Raw genomic sequence first — 17703 nt, forward strand, 5'->3', positions numbered from 1 at the left:
ATGCCTATGCGGCCCCAAGTCTAGGGGGTCCCGGCCACTGGCCGGGACACCCCTGAACTCAGAAGTTGGACAGCAGCTCGGAGAAGACCTGGCTGATGCTGTTCGGGTCCTTGGAGTCGTAGGCGGCGCCGTCGGTCGCCTGGGCGATCTTGGTGAGGGTCTCGAGATCGGCGCCGTCCCCGAAGGCGAGGGTGAACACGCGGACGGGCTCGCCCTCCTTGGCCGCCAGGCGTCCGGTGAGCGTCTCGAGGTCCTCGATGCCGCCGCGCCGGTCGTTCTGGCCGTCGGTCATGACCACGACCGCGTTGATCGCGCCCGCGGCCTTGGCGCCGCGCAGCGTGTCGTAGGCGGCCGCGGTGGTGTTGTACAGGCCGGTGCCGCCCTGGACCCTGAGCCCGGACAGCGCGTTCTTGAGCTGGTCGCGATGCGCGCCCGCCATCCCGCCGAACGGGACGATCTGCTGGTAGTCCTGGTCGCCGACGAGCTTGGAGGAGAACTGCCACAGGGCCACCTGGTCCTGCGGGGCGAACTCCTTCAGGGCGTTGATCGCGGCCGCCTTGGCCAGGTCGAGCTTGCTCTTGTCGGTGCCGGGCACCTTCTGGCTCATCGAGCCGGACTTGTCGAGCACGAGCAGGACCTTGGCGGGCTTGCGCAGCTCGGTCCAGCTGTTCAGCACACCCTGCATGATCGAGGCCGCGGGCAGCGGCAGCTTGATCTTGGGCTGCTCGGCGAGCACGCCGAAGTCCTTCGACGCCGACGCTCCCGGCTCGCCCTTCCAGCCGCGGTAGCCGTGGTCGGTGAAGAACTTCTGGCCGGGACCCGAGTGCAGGTACTCCAGGAAGTCGTCGGCTGCCCGCTTCTTCTGCGCGTCCATCCAGGTCAGTTCCACGAACGGGTGGTCGGACAGGACCGTCCCCTCGCTCGGGTAGAACGCCACGACCGGGACCTTCGGCTTGGCGTGCTCGCCGATCTGGGTCGGGTCGATGGTCGGGTTGCCCTGGTTGTAGTTCCAGACGAAGGTCTCCTCCGCCGTGACGGCCGAGATGTAGTTCAGCGCCTCGCCCCGGTCGTCGGCGCGCTGGAGGTTGCTGAAGAAGGTGAGGAGCGTGTCGCCGTAGTGGACGATCGACTTCTCGATGTTCCCCACGAACTCGCGGTTCTTCGGCGCGGTCAGGTCCTCGGGGACGAGGTCGCTGGTGGAGCCCGTCGCGGCGAAGTAGGCCGCGAGCGTCGCGTTGAATCCGCTGGTGGAGTAGTTGGGGTTGGTCTTGCCGAGCTTGAAGGTCCCCCACTCGGGGTGGCCCTTGGTCGACCAGCCCGCGGAGGTGGCCAGCTCGGCGAGGTCACGCCAGCCGATCTGCTTGTCCGGCCAGCCCAGGGCCTCGGCCATCGGCTTGGGCATCGCGATGGTGAGCGGCGTCGTCATGATCGCGGGCCAGGAGGTGCCGGTGACCGGGGCCTTCGGCGACTGCTCCCGCAGCAGGGCCGCCCACTGGCTGGAGGCCGGGGACCAGATGTCGGGACGCGGGCCGTCGTCGTCCGACCAGCCGCGGGCCAGGGCCTCCTTGGCGGTGCCGGAGTTCTTGGAGTCGACGGTGATGCTGACGCACTTGCCGCCGACCTCGGCGTCCTTGGCGTAGGCGTCACCGGCCATCTGCAGCAGCTGGACCTTGTCCTGCGAGGCCGCGATCCTCAGCTTGGTGGTGCCGCCGCAGTCGCCCGAACCCTTCGCGAGGAAGAACACGACACCCGCCGCGATCATGAGGGTGACGACCGTGACGATGGCCACCAGCGGCCACGGGTTGGTTCGCCTGGTCGGGGTGTTGATCGCCACTGTGCCTCCTGATGAACACCATCGGTCCGGAAAGTAAACCGTCCCGGTTCACCGCTTAGATGTCGATGATCGCCCATCGGTGCCCTTCGTCATCAATCCGTTGCGATCAGAAGCCCGCGTTGACGTCGGCGGGGCAGGACACGGGCTCGTGCCCGCCGACCGGCTCGGTGGCGAAGGTGACGGTGAGCGAGTCGGCCAGGTAGAGACGGCCGCAGGCACCGGGACTGGTGGCGGTGGCGTGGCAGCGGCCGGACCCGCAGGAGTCGACCGGGTCGAGCCGGACGTGCCACTCCTTCGCCCACTGCTCGACCGCGGCCCTCGACCAGTTCACGAGATCGCGCACGAACATGTACCGGTGGTAGACGCGCAGCTTGGCGATCCTGTTCTCGGGGCACTCCCGCCCCTCGACCGGGTCGATCGCGTAGACCTTGCGCGGGCTGTCGGTCTCGGTGCCGTCGGCCAGGCTGTCGCTCCAGATGATCTGGCTGGTGACCCCGCGCGCCTTCAGCAGCGCCTCGACCTCGCCGACGTCGCGTCCCACGAGGTTGGCCGGGATCGTGCACGGTGCGGCGGACGTCGGCGCGGGCCGCACCTGGCGCGGGGTCGGCCCGCCCGACGGGGTCGCCTTCGGCGCGACGGGGGCGGAGGGGGTGGTGGCCCTGTCGCTCACCACCGGGCCGGCCGGGATCGCCTCGCCCGGGGGCGTCGCGCCGGACGGAGGAGCGGTCAGTGCCTTCGGGTTCGTCGTGCCGGGCGCGGGCCGGCCGCCGCCTCCCCCGGTGAAGGCGGCGACGCTCACGAACGACAGCAGCCCGAGGGCCAGGACGCCCGCGCCGACCATGAGCGGCAGCGGCGGGAAGCCGGGCCTGCGCCGGTGGCGGGGCGGCGCCATGACGGGCTCGTCCGGGGCGGGCGCCGCACCGGACGCGCTGTTGCGGACCAGCCCGAGATGGGTGATGTTCTGGTGGACGGCGAGCTGCGGCTCGGGCAGGCCCCGGCTGCCGAGCCGGCCGCGGACCGCGTCGAACAGATGGGTGACGCCGAGGATCGGCGGCCCCGACGGGTCCCCCCTGCGCATCGCGGTCAGCAGCTCGCTGGTGAAGGCGGTGTGCGCGCCGCCCGCCCGGGCGAGTGACACCGACACCCGCGAGCTCGACGTGAGCGTGGCCGCGCCCTGGATCTCGAGCTGTCCGGCGACGACCGAGCTCGGCGCCGCGGAGGCGTCGATGGCCCGGCCGCTGAAGCAGCAGTCGAGGATGACCATCCGGCAGCGGGCGTCGCCCGCCGCGACCGAGTCGCGCACCAGCTCGTAGGGCAGGGCGCTGAAGGACAGCAGCGCGGGATCGTCGTGGGTGCCGGTCAGCCCCAGGTGGAGGCGGCCGCGCCGGTCCAGCAGGCCGTGGCCGACGTAGTAGATGAGCAGCAGGTCCTCGGCGCGGGTGCCGAGCTCGTGCAGGGCGGCGCCGATCCGCGCGGTGTCGGCGGGATCGGCGATGACCCGGATGTGCTCCTGTTTGAACCCGCACAGCTTCCGGCTGGTGAGGACGTCGGCGAGCGCGGCGAGGTTGGCGTGGGCCTCGGGGATGCCGGGCAGGTGCCGGTAGGTGGCGGTGCCGATGAGCAGCGCCCAGGAACGTTCCGGGTCGAAGATCCTCATCCGCCCGCCGCCTCCACCGCCGCCTTGAGCAGCACCGCGACGTCCAGGGTCCCGTCGCCCACCAGGGTGACCGGCGGACGGTCGCCGATCCTGACCTGGAGGGTGACATCGGTGCCCCGGTGCCTCAGCCAGATCTCGACCGTCTCGGCGAGCGCGGCGTTCTGGGCGGCGTCGGCGAGCGTCACCAGGAGTTCCTCGTCGGCCGTGCCGAGCTCGCCGGGGCGCGGCGGAGCGGGGACGAGACGGATCCGGCCGCGCAGCCGCTCCTCGCCGCGCAGCCAGTCGTCCAGCGAGCGCAGGTCGTCGGGGCCGGGGGCGGAGAGGCGGACGGTCAGCATGGTTCTCCGGAGATCGGGACGGCTTCGGTGACGCGGATTAGATCCTCCGGAGCGAGTTCCAGTTCCATCCCGTCGCGCCCGCTGGAGACCAGGACGGTCCGGTGGGCGGTGAGCGACGGGTCGTACAGGACCGGGACCCGCAACGGAAGCGCCAGCGGCGTGACCGCATCGGTTCCCAGCCGCTGGACCTCAGCGGGCTCGGCGATGCGCGCGTAGGGCCGTCCCATTGTGCGGGCGACCGCCGCCAGGTCGATGCGTCCCGTGACCGGCAGGAGTGTGATGGCCACATGTGGGCCGGCGTCGACCAGGACGGCCTTGGTCAGGCGCTCCGGTTCGGCCGTCAGGAACGGCAGGCCGAGGAGGGCGGGCAGGTCGCGGCGGGCGACACGGCGGCCGCGCGGCAGGGGGGCGGGCCGCTCGGTGAAGGGCACGTTCCGCTCGCGCAGCAGCCGGACCGCGGGCGGGTCGGGGCGGCGGCGCGGCGCCTCTCCCCTGCGGGCCTTGAACTCCTCGTAGGTGCGGGCGAAGACGTAGAGGTAGTCGAGCAGCGCCTCGGCGAGGGCGACGGCGTCGCGGGCGTCGCGTTCGGCGGGCGCGGAGTTGAGGTGGGCGCCGCGGTTGCCGAGGATCCTCAGGTCCTCGGCCCACTGCAGGAAGCGGCCCTCGATCCGGCCGTCGTCGGCCATGACGCCGAGGGAGGTGTAGAGGGTCGGGCGGTGCACGCCGTGGTCGCGGCAGACTCCCTCCAGGATCCGCCGCACGGCGACGACGGCACCCGAGTGCGCTCCCGCCCGCAGGCACGAGCGCGCCTCGGAGAGCTCGTCGCGGAGCGTCCGGGGGATCGCGGGATCGGGCGGCGGCGGGCCCGCGGGCCACACCACGGCGGGCTCCCCCGCCAGGTCGAGCAGCACGACCAGCAGGCACGCCTGGCACTCGGCGAGCGGGTGGGGCCGGAACTGGACCGGCAGGAACGCGCGGTCGGGCCCGTCGGGCACCCGGACGATGGTGCGCCGGGCACAGCGCGGGCAGTCTACGGAGAAGCTTGCTCCCCAGCGGTCCACAGGGCGACCATAAGGAGGGACGCCGAGAAAGGCTAGGGGCACATGGCCGGGTGGCCGTTCGCCGGGCGGGCCGCGGAGCTCACGCGGCTCGGGCAGATCGCCCGCGAGAGCGCGCTGGTGATCGCCGGTCCCGCCGGGGCGGGCAAGAGCCGGCTCGCGGCGGAGATCGTCGAGGGCTTTCCCCAGGGTGAGTTCACCGTGGCCAGGGTCAGCGCGACCGGTTCGGCCAACGGCATCCCCTACGGGGCGCTGGCGCATCTGCTGCCCGCCGAGTCACCGGGCGGCATGACCAACCCGCTGCGCTGGGCCGCGGAGGCGATCAGCGTGCGCGGGCGGCGCCTGCTGCTCGCCGTCGACGACGCCCATCTCCTGGACGCCGCGTCGGCCGCGACCGTCCGCTACCTGGTGGCCAACGCCGGGGCCTACCTGGTGGCGACGGTCAGGACCGGGGAGCACGTGCCGGACGCCGTCGCCTCGCTGTGGAAGGACGGGTTCGCCGTCCGGTCGGAGATCGGGCCGCTGACCGCGGAGGACACGGCGCTCATGCTGCACGCGCGGCTCGGCGGGCCGGTCGACGACACGACGCTCCAGCGGCTGTACCGGGCGACCGAGGGGAACGCGCTGCTCGTCCGGGAGCTGGTCGGGGCGGCGCTCGACTCCGGTGAGCTGGCCGAGGAGCGCGGGATGTGGCGGCTGGCGGGCGTCCCTGCGCCGGGCCCGCGGCTGACGGAGCTGATCCAGGAGCGGATCGGGAAGCTGTCGGGCGTGCAGGCGGCCGTCCTGGAGTACGTGGCGCTGGCCGAGCCGCTCGGGCTGCGTCCGCTGACGGCGCTGTGCGGGGCCGCGGCCGTCGAGGAGGCCGAGGCGCGCGGGCTGGTCCGGGTCGAGGCTGCGGGGCGGCGCGCGGAGGTCAGGCTCGCCCATCCGCTGTACGGCGAGGTCGCGCGGGCGCAGTGCCCGTCGCTGCGCCGCAGGTCCCGGTTCGCCGCGCTCGCCCGAACGCACGAGCGGTACGGGGCGCACCGGCGCGAGGATCCGCTGCGGCTCACCCTGTGGCGGATCGAGAGCGGGCTCGGCGCGCCGCCCGGGCCGCTGCTGAAGGCCTGCCGGCTCGCCTGGGCGGCGCACGACTACCCGCTCGCGCTGCGGCTGGGGCATCTCGCGGTCACGGCGGGCGGCGGCCTGGAGGCGTCGCTGCTGCTGGCGACCGTTCTCGACAACGCGCAGCTGCCCGACGAGGCGCGGGCCGTCCTGGACGCCCTGCCGACCCCGGTCGAGCCGGCGCAGCGCGTCCAGGTGACGCTCGCCAAGGCCAGCAATCTCGCGTGGGGGATGAACCGGCTCGGCGGCGCCCTCGCGCTGCTGTCGGCGGAGGTTCCGGAGCTGGCGGTGCGGCGGCTGTCGCTGCTGGCGTCGGCCACGCGTCCCGCGGAGGCGCTGAACCTCGCCGACGCCCTGCTCGACGCGGGCGGGCTCGAGGCGGGGCAGGTCGCGCAGGTGCTGAACGCGCGGGCGCTGGCGCTGGTGCAGCTCGGCCGGATCGGCGAGGGCGTCGCGGTGCTGCGGACCGCGCTCGCCGACGGCTCGTGGCGGGACGGCGTGCCGGTGCTCGTGTCGCCGCTGCACTCGACGTGGGCGATGGCCGGCCTGTTCTCCGGCGATCTGCGGATGACGCGCGAGGCGGTCGCTTCGATGTCCGCGGCCGAGGCCGACCAGCACGGGTGGTCGCGCGGCGAGGGCAGCCTGGCCCTGTGGCGCGGCCAGCTCGCGATGGCCGAGGGCCGGCCGCGGACCGCGCTGAGCGTGCTGCACGCCGCGGCCCACCATCCGACGGCCACGACCGTCGGCGGCTGCATGGGCGCCTACGCCGCCGCCCTCGCGATGCGCGGCGACGCCGCGGGCGCGCGGGCCGCCCTCACCGAGGCGCGCCGCCGCAACCGCCCCACCTGGACGGCCTTCACCCGCTGGGCGGAGCTGACCGACATCGCCATCGCGACGGCCTCGGGCCAGACCTCCGAGGCCGCGCACCTGGCCGCGGAGGCCGCGGCCTCCGCCCGGCTCGACGGCCTGCCGGGGTTCGAGCTCCTCGCCCTGCACGACCTGGTCCGCCTGAACGCCGCCGGATCCTCGACGGTCGTCCGGCTGTCGGAGCTGCGCTTCCTGGGCATCCGCGCCGAGACCACCTACCGCCAGGCCCGCTGGGCGCGTGATCCCGAGGGGCTCACCGAGGTCGCCAGGGAGTGGGCCGCGCAGGGCTTCACCCTGTTCGCGGCGGAGACCGCCGCCCGGGCCGCGGCCGTCCTGCGCCGCGACGGCACCGAGCGCCGCCGCCGCAACGCCGAGACCCTGGCCCTGGAGTACCTGACGGCCTGCGAGGACGCCGACACCCTCCCCCTGCACAGCCTGGGCGCCCCCGACCTCACCCCGCGCCTGTGGGAGGTGGTCCACCTGGTCGTGTCGGGGCTCAGCAACCGGGAGATCGGGGAGCGCCTCCACCTGTCGAAGCGGACCATCGACAACCATCTCCGCACGATCTACATGCGCACCGGCATTCCCGAACGCTCCCAGCTCGGCCGCCTGCTCCTGCTCCGCCGCCGATGATCTTCGGCCTCGCGACCGGGCCCGGGACGCGGAAAAGGCCCCCGCTCTGGAGAGCGAGGACCTTCGGCGACCGTCGGGGCGACAGGATTTGAACCTGCGACTTCTTGCTCCCAAAGCAAGCGCGCTACCAAGCTGCGCCACGCCCCGTTGACGTGACGAGTGTAGTCGTAAGTGGGGGGTCATGCTGACGAGATAGGAGTCCCGCGGGTCAGGCGACCGTGACGGGGTGCCGGACGACGGCGCCGAACTGGTAGCCGAGGGTGTTGAAGGGGGCCGTCTCGGGCTGGACGGTGCCGTGCTCGTCGGTGGCCCTGGCGCGGAGCTGGTAGGAGCCCGCGGCCGGGCGGTGCCAGCGGTACTCCCACTGCTGCCAGGCGGTGGCCGACCTGGACGGGTCGAGGACGGCGTCCTGCCAGGTCTCCCCGTCGGTGCTGATCTCCACCCGGGCGATCCGGCCGGCGCCCGACCAGGAGCGTCCGTGGAGGACCTCGGTGCGGCCCGCGGTCAGGGTGGCGTTCCAGGGCAGCTCGAAGGCGCTCTTGACGTTCATCGTGGTGAGCGGGTCACCGCCTCCGGGGGGATGATCACCGCCGAACATCCGGTAGAAGGTCGTGTTCCACGGCGAGAACAGGGGCTCCTCCGCCACCTGGATGTCGCCGAGCCACTTCACCGAGGCGATGCCGACCCAGCCGGGCACGACGAGCCGGACGGGGAAGCCGTGGTCGGGCGGGAGCGGCTCACCGTTCATCTCGTAGGCGACCAGGACGTCCTTCAGTGCCTTGGCGACCGGCAGCGGGCGGCGGACCCGGCCGAGGTTGACGCCCTTGTCGACATAGTCGGGATCGAGGCCGCGGGGCAGCAGGTCGACCGCGCCGCCGGTCAGCCCGGCCCGCTCCAGCAGGGCCGACAGCCGGACGCCCCGCCAGTGGGCGACGCCGACGGCGCCGAGCTTCCAGGCCGTCCCGGAGACGGTCTGGCCCTGCTGGGAGGCGTAGAAGCCGCGGCCGTTGCCGGTGCACTCGACCGAGGCGACGAGGGACTCGCCCTTGATCGCACGCAGGTCGTCGAGGCTCAGCTCGAGCTCGTTCGCCACGCCCGAGCCCCAGATCCGCAGGCGGTAGGAGGCCGGGTCGATCTGGGGCGTCAGGATGTGGTTGCGGACGAAGAACCGCTCGTTCGGGGTCAGGAAGCCCTGGCCGCGCAGCGCCTCCCAGCGGGTCTCGGCGTTGGTGCCGAACACCGTGAACCACTCGGGCGGCAGCGGCTTGACGATCGGGCCCGCCGCTGCGGCCCTGGTCGTCAGGCCCCCGGCGAGGGCGGCGCCCGCACCGGCCACCGCCGTGGTCTTCAGCAGGCCCCGCCGGCTCAGCTCGGCCCGCTGGGCAGACCGGACCCGCTCGTACACGCCCTCGTCCGTGAGATCCATGGGAAGGATCCTCGCCATCGGCCGAGGGTATTGTCAACCAATAAGGTCGATTTAATCAGGAGGCGTCAGTCCTTCTTCTGGAAGGCCGCCATGATCGCCGCGTTGGCCTCGCCGATGAAGCTCTCCCGGTTCGCCGAGGCCCAGTCGCGGCTGCCCGTCAGGGCGGTGACCGACCCCTGGAAGTGCGGCGCCACAGAGCGGGCGAACAGCTCGTAGGAGCGCCGGGTCTCGGCGGTGTCGGCCCAGTCGTGCGCCATGATCAGGTAGGAGCCGAAGCCACCGGACTTCTCCTGGAGGCGTTCGATCTGGGCGATGGCGTCGTCGGGGGTGCCGATCACCGCGAAGCCGTTGGCGTTCATGGCGTCGGCCATCTCGGCGGTGTCGTCGGTGTCGGGGGCCAGCGGGAGCGCCGCGACGTTCTTGAAGTAGTCGATCCAGCGGGCCAGGCCGAAGTCGACGTCGCGCTTGGCCTGCTCGCGGGTCTCGGCCAGGTGCATCGGGCCGACCAGGCGCCAGGTGCCGCGGTCGACGGGCCCTCCGGCGGCCGCCTCCATCGTCTTCCAGGTCTCGCCGAGCAGGTCGAAGCCCTTGGTCTGGGTCGCGCCGATCGACAGCAGGCCCGCTCCGTGCCTCCCGGCCGCCTGGGGTCCGGCCGGGGAGACGGTCGCGGCGACGGCCACCTCGAGCCCCGGACGGCTGTAGGGCCGCAGCTGGAGGCGGGCGTCGTTGAGGGTGAACCAGTCGGTCTTCATGGTGACCGGGGCGTCCCCGGCGAGGAGCGCCATGATCGCGTCCAGGGACTCCGACATCATCCGCCGCTGCGCGCTGATGTCGATGCCCATCATGTGGGCGTCGCTCGGCAGCGATCCGGGTCCGACGCCGAGCATGACGCGGCCGCGCGTCAGATGGTCGAGCAGCACCATCCGGTCGGCCAGCATCAGCGGGTGGTGGTAGGGCAGCGAGGAGACGCCGGTGCCGAGCCGGATGTGCCTGGTGCGCTCGGCGGCCACCGCGATGAACACCTCGGGCGAGGCGATGATCTCGAAGCCCGCGCTGTGGTGCTCGCCGATCCAGGCCTCGTCGAAGCCGAGCTTGTCCAGATGGACGATCAGATCGAGATCACGTTCCAGTGCGAGGGTCGGGTTCTGGCCGACCGGGTGGAACGGGGCGAGGAAGACGCCGAAACGCATCGGGGAGACCGCCTTAACTAGAACCGGTTTCCAATCTAGAGGGCCCTGTGCGGTCGGGCGCAAGTGGGACATGATCGAACAATGGATCTGCACTACAGTCCGTTCGATTTCGGCGTCCAGCAGGATCCCTACCCCGTCTACGCACGGCTGCGCGAGCAGGCGCCCGTCCACCGCAACGAGGCCGACGACTTCTGGGCCCTGTCGCGGCACGCCGACGTCGCGGCGGCCCTGCGGGACTCCGCCCGCTTCTCCAGCCGCAACGGCCTGCGCCTCGAACCGGCCTTCTGGGGCCCCGACGCGGAACGCTTCTTCTCCTTCGTCGCGATGGACCCGCCCCGGCACACGCGTCTGCGGTCGCTGGTCGCGCGGGCCTTCACCCACCAGCGCGTCCGGTCGCTGGAACCACGGCTGCGGGAGATCGCGCGGGCGCACCTCGCCCCGCTGCTGGAGGCGGGCGGCGGCGACCTCATGGAGTTCGCCGCCCGGTACCCGACCGATGTGATCTCCGAGCTGGTCGGAGTGCCCGAGGCCGACCGCGACCTGGTGCGGGAGCTCGGCTCAGCGATCATGTACCGGCCGGAGACGGCCGCCGCGCACGACCTGCCGCCCGAGGCCCTGGCGGCGATCGGGGCGCTCGTCGGGTACTACACCGAGCTCACGATCGCCCGGAGCGGCTCCCGCCGGGACGATCTGCTCTCGGATCTGATCGACGCCTCCTCCGGCGGCGACCGGCTCGGCCCCGAGGAGATCGTCGGGGTGCTGATCCTGCTGGTCGGGGCCGGGATAGAGACGTCCATGCTGCTGCTCGGCAACGCCCTGCACGCGGTGTCGGCACGGCCGTCGCAGCGGAAGCGGGCGCTGGCGGGCGAGGTGGAGCCGTGGATCGAGGAGACGCTCCGGTTCGATCCGCCGAGCCAGGCGCTGGCCCGCACCACGAACGGGGAGGTCGAGCTGCACGGCGTCACGATTCCGGCCGACGCGCGGGTCCTGCTGCTCACCGGGGCCGCCAACCGCGATCCGGCCGTCTTCCCCGACGCCGACGTCTTCGACCTCGACCGGGACACCTCCGGATCCCTGGCCTTCGGGATCGGCCGCCACCACTGCCTCGGCGCGCATCTCGGCCGGCTCGAGGCCCGGGTCGCCCTCACCGAGCTGACGGCGGCCGTCGCGGACTACGAGCTGGACCTGGAGGCAGCCAGGCGCATCCACTCCTCCAACGACCGCGGCTTCCTCAGCCTGCCGATCACCTTCACCACGCGTTAGCGGCGCCGCAGGAGCCAGACGGCCGTTCCCGCGGCGGCGACCCCCGCCGCCGCGGCGAGGGTGCGCGGGCGTTTCGCGGCGGTTCCGATGCGGGTGCCGGTCGCGGCGAGGCCCGCCTTCGCGCGGGCCTTCAGGTCGGCCTTGGCGGCCAGGGCGGCGACCGTGTCGCCCAGGTCCTGCCGGGTCCGCTCGATCTCGCGGTGCAGGTCCTCGTGGGGGCCGCCGGTCATCGGTGGGCCCTCTCCTTGATCTCCGCGACGTCCTCGGCGACGCTGTGCAGAGCCTCCTCCGGAACGGGCGGGACGGCCTCGGCCAGCCGCTTCCTGCCCGTCAGGCCGAGCACGCCCGCGCCCAGGAGCAGCACCACGGCGACGATCACCGCGGCGGCCCAGACGGGCAGCACCAGGGCGAGCGCCGCACCGGCCGCGACCAGCAGCGCGGCGAAGGCGTAGAGGGCGAGGAGCCCGGCTCCCGCCAGGAGCCCGCCGCCGGTGCCGCCGCGTCTGGCCTTGTCCTTGAGTTCCGTGGCGGCCAGCCGCAGTTCGGCCCGCACGAGATGGGACAGCTGCTCGGACGCCTGCTTGACCAGGTTCGCTGTGCTTTCGTCGGCCATGTCTGCGGTGTTCCCCGTGGAGGGGGTCCAAACTCCGGTGGCTCAGCCGGGTTCCAGGACGTGCCGGACCAGGAAGTGCTCGAAATCGGCCTGGAACGCCGCGTACTGGGCGCGAAGGGTCCCTCCCGGCCAGTCTCCGGGCAGGAGGGGATCGGGGAGCAGCGGGTCCTGGAGCAGGTGGCGGAGGACGGCGGCGGAGACCACGAAGCGGTCGGCCAGGGAGGCCCCGGGGTCCAGGGCGCGGCTGAGATCACCGGCGCGGGCCGACCAGGCGTCCAGGTCCCAGAGCCGGGCGGCGAGCTCCGCGGGGTCGCCGTCGGGGCGCGCCTCGAACCAGGCGCACTGCTCGGTGACCACGCCGGGGCGGGGCCTGTCGAGGTTGGCGGGGCGCAGCCAGGTGCCCTCCCTGAGCTCGGCGAGACGGAGGTCGGCCATGGCCTGGCGGAGGGCGGCACGGTCGGCCGCGGCGCGCCGGTCGGCCGTCACGACGACCAGCTCCCAGGCCCCCGACCAGGGGCGGGTGTGCGGAGCACGGCTCTCGTCCTGCCGGTTCTGCCGGTGCACGAGCCGGTCGGACAGGGCGTAGCCGCGCGAGGTCTGGACGAGGTCGCCGGCCGCGACCATCCGCGACAGCGCCACCCTGATCGTGCCCTCGGCCACGCCGAACAGCTCCCCCACCCGGACGAGGTAGCGCGCGGGCAGACGGGGCGGATGGCTGCCCAGCAGGGTGCTGAGCACGACCGAACGGGCGGTGAGCGGCCGGAACTCCATGCCGGGACCCTATCTCGCATTACAGTCTTCCATCACGTGTCGAGAAGTTGTAATGTCCGGGCCATGGACACCACCCGGCGGTACGCGACCGAGCGGTACCAGGGAGCGGCCTCGCTCAACTGGTACTCCAGCGATCCGAGTCTGCGGGCGCAGCTGCGCCGGCACCTCGGCGACGACGCCCTGGCCTGGGCCGAACCCCATCTCGTCGAGGCGGGCGCGCTGATGAGCGGGCTCGTGGAGACCTGCGCCCGCTCGACCGACCGCGATCCGCCGCGGCTGGAGCGCTACGACCGGTGGGGGCACGAGGTCAGCGAGGTCGTCATGCCTCCGTCGTTCGAGACCGCACGGCGGGCGCTGGTGGCGGGGAGCTTCACCCGTCCGGGCTTCCTGGCCGAGGCCCGCGGGCACGGGGCGAACCCGGTGGCGCTCGGCATGGCCTGGAACTACCTCCTCTACCAGGCCGACATCGGGATGGGCTGCGCCCTCGGCACGGGCGGCGACATGGTCGTCCTGCTGGCGGAGGCCTTCGCGCCGGCGGACGTCAAGGAGCGGGTCCGGGAGATCTTCGCCGACGGCATGTTCTCCGGCGAGGCCGCCCAGCTCCTCACCGAGCGCACCGGCGGCTCCGACCTGGCCGCGCTCGAGTCCGTCGCGCACCGGGCCGGTCCCGCGTCGGACGCCTGGGAGCTGACCGGGGTGAAGTGGTTCGCCTCGAACGCCAACGGGTCGGCGTTCGTGGTGATGGCGCGCCCGGAGGCGGCGGCGGAGATCGCCCCCTTCCTGGTGCTGAAGGAGCGGCGGGACGGCTCCCCGAACGCGATCTCGGTGCGGCGGCTCAAGGACAAGCTCGGCACCCGCTCGGTGGCCTCGGCCGAGATCGGGTTCTCGGGTGCGGAGGCGTTCCTGCTGGCACCCGAGCGCAGGTCGGACGGCAGGGGCCTCGGCCGGATGATGGAACTGACCAACGGGGCGCGGCTCGGGATCGCGCTGATGGGACTGGCCTGCGCGCGGCGCTCGCTGGTCGAGTCGGTGCTGTACGCCCGGAGCCGGGAGGCGTTCGGGCGGCGGCTGATCGACCAGCCGCTGATGCGGCGCAAGCTCGCCGAGCTGGTCGTCGAGGTCGAGGCGGCGCAGGTCCTGGTCTTCGACGGCTTCCTGCACCGGCAGCGGCTGACACCCGCGCTGGCCAAGCTGCGCGCCGCCCGCCTCGGTGTGACGGCCGCCGGTGACGCGGTCGAGATCCACGGCGGGAACGGCTACATCGAGCAGTGGCCGGTCGCCAGGATCCTGCGCGACGCCCACGTGAACCCGATCTGGGAGGGCGGCGACAACATCCTGTGCCTCGACGTCCGGCGGGCCCTGCGCAAGGGCGCCTACGAGGAGTTCCGGTCACGGCTGGCGGGGCTCTCGGCGGAGGTGCCGCTGGACGACCTCGACAAGACCGTCGCGGCGTGGCACGCGCTCCCCGACGACGTGGCGGAGGCGCGGCTGTATCCGCTGGCCCGGTACATGACCGACGTCCACACCGCGGCGCTGCTCCAGGACCACGGGCGTCCCGAGGTCGCGCGGCTCTACACCGAGCGGCATCTCACCGACCCGGGCCCGCTGCGCGGGATGGACCGGCCGGACGACCTCGGCGGCTTCGACGAGCTGCTGGCGGGGGCGCTGACGGCCGGAGACTGAGCCGCCCTACTGGATGGTGCGCCAGATCTGCTCGAGGACGACTCCGCGGCTGCGCCAGCCGCCGTCGGTCCGGATGAGGCGGTGGTGGTACCAGCCGCCGCCCTTCACGAAACCGGGGGCGTCGTGCTTGAGCATGGCGCCCGACGGGGCCAGCGTGTCGGTGAAGGAGGCTCTGACCTCGGCCTCGTCGCCGTCGATCCGGATGACGGTCGAGGCGATGAGGTGCTGCCTGGCCGGCCACCCGGCGAGCGTCGCGGACAGCCACGCGCGGGCCTCCGCCGTGGTGCCGGTGACGCCTCCGGCCGAGGCGTAGTCGAGCGTCGCGTCCTCGGTGAACAGGGTGGAGAACAGCTCCCAGTCCCCCGTGTCGACGGCCAGCGCGTAACGCGCCAGCAGCTCGGCGATCTCCAGCCGGTCGGACAGTTCTCGCGGTTCCATCGCCCGATCGTAAGGGAACCTAGCGCTTGGTAGGGAGTCCTGTCAGCGGAGAAGTTCGGGGAGCCGGATGCCGTCGTGGACGGGAGGGCGCGGGAGCTCGCGCGGGACGTCGCCGCGCTCCTGGCCCGGCGTCGCGGAGAGCTGGGACGCCAGGAACGCCCCGGCCACGGCCAGCACCACCCCGACGGCCAGGGCCCAGGCCCGCACCACCGCTCTCACCGGCACCCCCGCGCTCGACGATCAGTGCCCGCACCCTAACCGGCGGTGATCACGAGGGCCATCGGACTCACCGCGGCGGATGCGCCCTGAAGAATCCGGCGATCCGGTCGGTGGCGCGGACGGGCCACTCGTGGCCGCCGTTGAGGATCGTGCAGAACTGCACCTCGATGACGTCGCGGGAGCTGCTCTGGCACCACGTCCAGTCGCCGATGTCGGTCGCCCAGCCGAGGTCGGGCAGGCCGCCGTTCTTCCAGCGCCAGAAATCCATGAGCCATCGGACGGGCGGGAAGGGGATCTTCACATCGCCGTCCATGTTGCCGCCGCCGTCGTAGGGCACGGAGAAGTCGGCCGTCCCGTGGAAGGCGAGCACCGGCACCGGCCGCACCGGCTCGCACCCCACCCCGAGGGCCCCCGACACGACGGCCACCGCCGCGACCCTGGAGGCCCGCTCGCAGGCGTACCGGTAGGCGAGCGCCGCCCCGTTGGAGAAGCCGGTGAGGAAGACCTGCCGCCCGTCGGCGACCCCGTCGGCGTCGAGCCGCGCGATGAGGGCGTCGAGGAAGCCGACGTCGTCGATCCCGAGGATCCGGGCGAAGGCACAGCACGTCCCGGCGTTGTAGGTCCCGAGGATCCCGTCCGGGTAGACGACGACCGCCCTCTCCCGCTCCGCCAGCCCGTCGAGCCCGCTCTGCCGCTCCAGGTAGGCCCCGTCGTTGAGCCCCCCGTGCAACGCCACCACGAGCGGCGCCCGCCCCGTGACCCCCGGCGGCACGTAAAGCCGGTACGACCGCTCCCACCCACCGACCGAGATGGTCCCCCGGACCGACTTCTCCTCGGCCCGCGCCCCCGCCTCCCCCACCGACGAGAGCCCGACGAACCCCACCAGCACCCAAGCGATCAACTTCTTCATGGCGCAGATCCAACGCCTGTGACCCCCATCACGCCTACGCCCAAAACGCCACAAATCGCCGCCCCGTTTTGACACTTCCAACAAAAGTGTCAACTTCATCACCCACGGTCACCGCAACGGTTTCGCGAACCCCCCGCAAACCCTGTAAGCTTCCGTCCGTTCACCCCACGCGGATGTAGCTCAATGGTAGAGCCCTAGTCTTCCAAACTAGCTACGCGGGTTCGATTCCCGTCATCCGCTCCACAGCACAAAGCCCCAGCTCAAAGCCCCATCCCGAGCCGGGGCTTCCTGCTTCTCAGTGCTTCTTCTCCGCCTTCCGTGCCCGTTGCGTGCCCGATCCCTTCTTCGTGCCCTTGCGCGCCGCCTTCAGCGCGTCGCCCATCACTTTCGCGATCGCCTTGTCTCTGTCCGTGCCGGCGTGCTGGTAGATCAGCGCCGCACGCGTCAAGGGCGGCGACGCGTCGCGCCGCCGCCAAGGCCTACGAGCTACAAGCTGTGCCTCCGGCGGGGCCTCTGGCTCTGGGATGGGGGATCCTCCCGCTCGCCGACGTCCCAGGCGGAGCCAAGCAGAACAGGGGTGTGGGTGGCGGCAGACGGGACGATCCTCGGGGTGGAAGGAGGCCGGTCCGCGGGGGTCACCCGGTCCAGAGGATGTCGATGATGCGGACGGTCTCTGTGTCCTCGTTGATGATGAACGTCAGGAGGTTCGCGTAGGTGCCGCAGGGTTCGCGTACTCGAGGCACCTTCACTTACGTCCCCATCAAGATCTAGATCAATCCGAGTGGTGCTTGAGTCATTGTTCGCGCCTGTGCGTGGTCGACGACCGGGTGTGTCAGGGGGCGGAACACGTTTCGGGGCCGTCAGTTGTCGGGGCGTGATCTTGTCTGATCGGCGCTGGATCCCGATCATGCCGTCATGGAACGTCCTCGAACTGGGCGCCGCCGGCCCCGAGGCCCTCGACCAGGCCCAGGACCTCCTGGCCGATCCCGCCTTCTTCGAATTCGCCACCGCGACGGTCACCTGCTGGGGCCGCAGACCCTGACCGGAGGCGGCGGCCCTTCCACAGAACCGAAAACGCCGGACGGGCGTATCTCGCCGATCTTCACAATGCCGTGCCCGGGCCGGACCCGGCTCGACCGCCCGGCCGGAATATCGGGAACACCGCCGGCGGTTGACGGCCCTATGGACGATCGTGAGCGGTCGACGGCGCTCCGGGAGGCGGCGTCCCGGCAGATCCAGCGGGCCCGGGCGGAGACCCTGCGGCTGATCAGCTCATTGGCCCGCCAGTGGGACGAGCTCGTCGCGTCCACCGACCTGAGCAACGCCGACGACGAGCACGATCCCGAAGGCGCCACCATCGCCTTCGAACGCGCCCGGCTGAGCGGCTCCCTGGCCCGCGCCCGCACCGACCTCGAAGCCCTCGACCGAGCCGTCATCCGGCTCGAGGCAGGCGACTACTGGTTCTGCGAACGCTGCGGACAGCCCATCGCGCCCGCCCGGCTCGATGCCCGCCCGGCGGCGAGGACGTGCATCACCTGCGCGACCTGAAAGCCCTACCCGGTCCGATGACGAAGGCCGGGAGGCCCTGAGCGCCGATCCGCTTTGCGCCTGTGCCGGAAGGCTCGCGAACGTGCGCCGTCGCACCCCGCTCCGTGGGTGAAGCCTCGGCGCAGAGCCGTATCCGGGCGGGGGCTTCCGG

The 17703-nt window shown here is 72.5% G+C and carries 18 protein-coding genes and 2 tRNA genes; 6 read left to right on the forward strand and 14 right to left on the reverse strand.

The annotated features are described in order from the left end of the window. Nucleotides 1-58 precede the first annotated feature (58 nt). From ABD785_RS29415 to ABD785_RS29430, 4 genes are all read right to left on the reverse strand, one after another. Complete coding sequence (locus tag ABD785_RS29415) at nucleotides 59-1834, reverse strand: substrate-binding domain-containing protein (protein ID WP_344834812.1); 1776 nt, start codon at nucleotides 1832-1834, stop codon at nucleotides 59-61. 106 nt (nucleotides 1835-1940) lie between these two features. Next, on the reverse strand, nucleotides 1941-3491 hold the full coding sequence (locus ABD785_RS29420) for a caspase family protein (protein ID WP_344834815.1): 1551 nt from the start codon (nucleotides 3489-3491) through the stop codon (nucleotides 1941-1943). Continuing rightward, a complete protein-coding gene (locus ABD785_RS29425) occupies nucleotides 3488-3829 on the reverse strand; it encodes an effector-associated constant component EACC1 (protein ID WP_344834818.1) in 342 nt (113 codons plus the stop codon). The genes ABD785_RS29420 and ABD785_RS29425 overlap by 4 nt, the downstream gene beginning before the upstream one ends. Next, nucleotides 3823-4824, reverse strand: coding sequence for a YbaK/EbsC family protein (locus ABD785_RS29430; protein ID WP_344834820.1), 1002 nt, complete (start codon nucleotides 4822-4824; stop codon nucleotides 3823-3825). The genes ABD785_RS29425 and ABD785_RS29430 overlap by 7 nt, the downstream gene beginning before the upstream one ends. Before the next feature lie 108 nt (nucleotides 4825-4932). Here ABD785_RS29430 and ABD785_RS29435 point away from each other — a divergent pair, with 108 nt between their 5' ends. Beyond that, nucleotides 4933-7491 carry a LuxR C-terminal-related transcriptional regulator gene (locus tag ABD785_RS29435; RefSeq protein WP_344834821.1) on the forward strand — a complete coding sequence of 853 codons (2559 nt, stop codon included), beginning with the start codon at nucleotides 4933-4935 and terminating at the stop codon, nucleotides 7489-7491. Nucleotides 7492-7564: 73 nt separating this feature from the next. On the opposite strand, the gene ABD785_RS29440 is transcribed toward ABD785_RS29435, so the two are convergent. From ABD785_RS29440 to ABD785_RS29450, 3 genes are all read right to left on the reverse strand, one after another. Further along, nucleotides 7565-7638 (reverse strand) — tRNA-Pro (locus ABD785_RS29440). A 61-nt stretch (nucleotides 7639-7699) separates the two neighbouring features. After that, nucleotides 7700-8917, reverse strand: coding sequence for a sulfite oxidase (locus ABD785_RS29445; RefSeq protein ID WP_344834823.1), 1218 nt, complete (start codon nucleotides 8915-8917; stop codon nucleotides 7700-7702). Between the two features lie 65 nt (nucleotides 8918-8982). Continuing rightward, on the reverse strand, nucleotides 8983-10107 hold the full coding sequence (locus ABD785_RS29450; RefSeq protein ID WP_344834825.1) for an LLM class flavin-dependent oxidoreductase: 1125 nt from the start codon (nucleotides 10105-10107) through the stop codon (nucleotides 8983-8985). Nucleotides 10108-10188: 81 nt separating this feature from the next. On the opposite strand from ABD785_RS29450, the gene ABD785_RS29455 reads away from it, so the two are divergent. Beyond that, complete coding sequence (locus tag ABD785_RS29455) at nucleotides 10189-11370, forward strand: cytochrome P450 (RefSeq protein WP_344834827.1); 1182 nt, start codon at nucleotides 10189-10191, stop codon at nucleotides 11368-11370. Here the strand turns inward: ABD785_RS29455 and ABD785_RS29460 are convergent. Genes ABD785_RS29460 through ABD785_RS29470 form a run of 3 tightly spaced genes read right to left on the reverse strand, consistent with a single transcriptional unit; the run spans nucleotide 11367 to nucleotide 12754 of the window. Further along, on the reverse strand, nucleotides 11367-11600 hold the full coding sequence (locus ABD785_RS29460; protein WP_344834829.1) for a DUF3618 domain-containing protein: 234 nt from the start codon (nucleotides 11598-11600) through the stop codon (nucleotides 11367-11369). The two genes, ABD785_RS29455 and ABD785_RS29460, sit on opposite strands and share 4 nt — an antisense overlap. After that, the gene (locus tag ABD785_RS29465) at nucleotides 11597-11983 is read right to left on the reverse strand and encodes a phage holin family protein (RefSeq protein WP_344834832.1); all 387 of its coding nucleotides are present in this window, start codon (nucleotides 11981-11983) and stop codon (nucleotides 11597-11599) included. The genes ABD785_RS29460 and ABD785_RS29465 overlap by 4 nt, the downstream gene beginning before the upstream one ends. A 42-nt stretch (nucleotides 11984-12025) precedes the next feature. Next, on the reverse strand, nucleotides 12026-12754 hold the full coding sequence (locus ABD785_RS29470) for a PaaX family transcriptional regulator C-terminal domain-containing protein (protein WP_344834834.1): 729 nt from the start codon (nucleotides 12752-12754) through the stop codon (nucleotides 12026-12028). 63 nt (nucleotides 12755-12817) lie between these two features. Between ABD785_RS29470 and ABD785_RS29475 the strand changes: the two genes are divergently transcribed. Then, entirely contained in the window at nucleotides 12818-14437 is a 1620-nt protein-coding gene (locus ABD785_RS29475; protein WP_344834836.1) for an acyl-CoA dehydrogenase family protein, read from the forward strand. A 6-nt stretch (nucleotides 14438-14443) separates the two neighbouring features. Here ABD785_RS29475 and ABD785_RS29480 read toward each other — a convergent pair whose 3' ends face one another. The 3 genes from ABD785_RS29480 to ABD785_RS29490 form a co-directional block, all read right to left on the reverse strand. Next, a complete protein-coding gene (locus ABD785_RS29480; protein ID WP_344834840.1) occupies nucleotides 14444-14875 on the reverse strand; it encodes a nuclear transport factor 2 family protein in 432 nt (143 codons plus the stop codon). A gap of 42 nt (nucleotides 14876-14917) precedes the next feature. Further along, nucleotides 14918-15094: a hypothetical protein gene (locus ABD785_RS29485; protein WP_344834843.1), complete on the reverse strand. Its 177-nt coding sequence runs from the start codon at nucleotides 15092-15094 to the stop codon at nucleotides 14918-14920. Between the two features lie 67 nt (nucleotides 15095-15161). Further along, nucleotides 15162-16004, reverse strand: coding sequence for a CE1 family esterase (locus ABD785_RS29490; protein WP_344834847.1), 843 nt, complete (start codon nucleotides 16002-16004; stop codon nucleotides 15162-15164). 169 nt (nucleotides 16005-16173) lie between these two features. Here ABD785_RS29490 and ABD785_RS29495 point away from each other — a divergent pair. After that, nucleotides 16174-16247: transfer RNA gene (locus ABD785_RS29495), tRNA-Gly, on the forward strand. Nucleotides 16248-16299: 52 nt separating this feature from the next. On the opposite strand, the gene ABD785_RS29500 is transcribed toward ABD785_RS29495, so the two are convergent. Beyond that, complete coding sequence (locus ABD785_RS29500) at nucleotides 16300-16452, reverse strand: hypothetical protein (RefSeq protein WP_344834850.1); 153 nt, start codon at nucleotides 16450-16452, stop codon at nucleotides 16300-16302. 459 nt (nucleotides 16453-16911) lie between these two features. Between ABD785_RS29500 and ABD785_RS29505 the strand changes: the two genes are divergently transcribed. Beyond that, on the forward strand, nucleotides 16912-17046 hold the full coding sequence (locus tag ABD785_RS29505; protein ID WP_344834852.1) for a hypothetical protein: 135 nt from the start codon (nucleotides 16912-16914) through the stop codon (nucleotides 17044-17046). Nucleotides 17047-17186: 140 nt separating this feature from the next. Continuing rightward, nucleotides 17187-17552: a TraR/DksA family transcriptional regulator gene (locus ABD785_RS29510; RefSeq protein WP_344834854.1), complete on the forward strand. Its 366-nt coding sequence runs from the start codon at nucleotides 17187-17189 to the stop codon at nucleotides 17550-17552. Nucleotides 17553-17703: the final 151 nt, after the last annotated feature.

The organism is Actinocorallia longicatena, from assembly GCF_039534125.1.
In the GTDB taxonomy this organism is placed as follows: domain Bacteria; phylum Actinomycetota; class Actinomycetes; order Streptosporangiales; family Streptosporangiaceae; genus Actinocorallia; species Actinocorallia longicatena.

Coding starts and splice junctions, on each gene's coding strand:
- ABD785_RS29420 (WP_344834815.1), bottom strand. CDS start 3,491: ATGAGGATCTTCGACCCGGAACGTTCCTGGGCGCTGCTCATCGGCACC.
- ABD785_RS29425 (WP_344834818.1), bottom strand. CDS start 3,829: ATGCTGACCGTCCGCCTCTCCGCCCCCGGCCCCGACGACCTGCGCTCG.
- ABD785_RS29435 (WP_344834821.1), top strand. CDS start 4,933: ATGGCCGGGTGGCCGTTCGCCGGGCGGGCCGCGGAGCTCACGCGGCTC.
- ABD785_RS29445 (WP_344834823.1), bottom strand. CDS start 8,917: ATGGATCTCACGGACGAGGGCGTGTACGAGCGGGTCCGGTCTGCCCAG.
- ABD785_RS29450 (WP_344834825.1), bottom strand. CDS start 10,107: ATGCGTTTCGGCGTCTTCCTCGCCCCGTTCCACCCGGTCGGCCAGAAC.
- ABD785_RS29455 (WP_344834827.1), top strand. CDS start 10,189: ATGGATCTGCACTACAGTCCGTTCGATTTCGGCGTCCAGCAGGATCCC.
- ABD785_RS29460 (WP_344834829.1), bottom strand. CDS start 11,600: ATGACCGGCGGCCCCCACGAGGACCTGCACCGCGAGATCGAGCGGACC.
- ABD785_RS29465 (WP_344834832.1), bottom strand. CDS start 11,983: ATGGCCGACGAAAGCACAGCGAACCTGGTCAAGCAGGCGTCCGAGCAG.
- ABD785_RS29470 (WP_344834834.1), bottom strand. CDS start 12,754: ATGGAGTTCCGGCCGCTCACCGCCCGTTCGGTCGTGCTCAGCACCCTG.
- ABD785_RS29475 (WP_344834836.1), top strand. CDS start 12,818: ATGGACACCACCCGGCGGTACGCGACCGAGCGGTACCAGGGAGCGGCC.
- ABD785_RS29480 (WP_344834840.1), bottom strand. CDS start 14,875: ATGGAACCGCGAGAACTGTCCGACCGGCTGGAGATCGCCGAGCTGCTG.
- ABD785_RS29490 (WP_344834847.1), bottom strand. CDS start 16,004: ATGAAGAAGTTGATCGCTTGGGTGCTGGTGGGGTTCGTCGGGCTCTCG.
- ABD785_RS29505 (WP_344834852.1), top strand. CDS start 16,912: ATGCCGTCATGGAACGTCCTCGAACTGGGCGCCGCCGGCCCCGAGGCC.
- ABD785_RS29510 (WP_344834854.1), top strand. CDS start 17,187: ATGGACGATCGTGAGCGGTCGACGGCGCTCCGGGAGGCGGCGTCCCGG.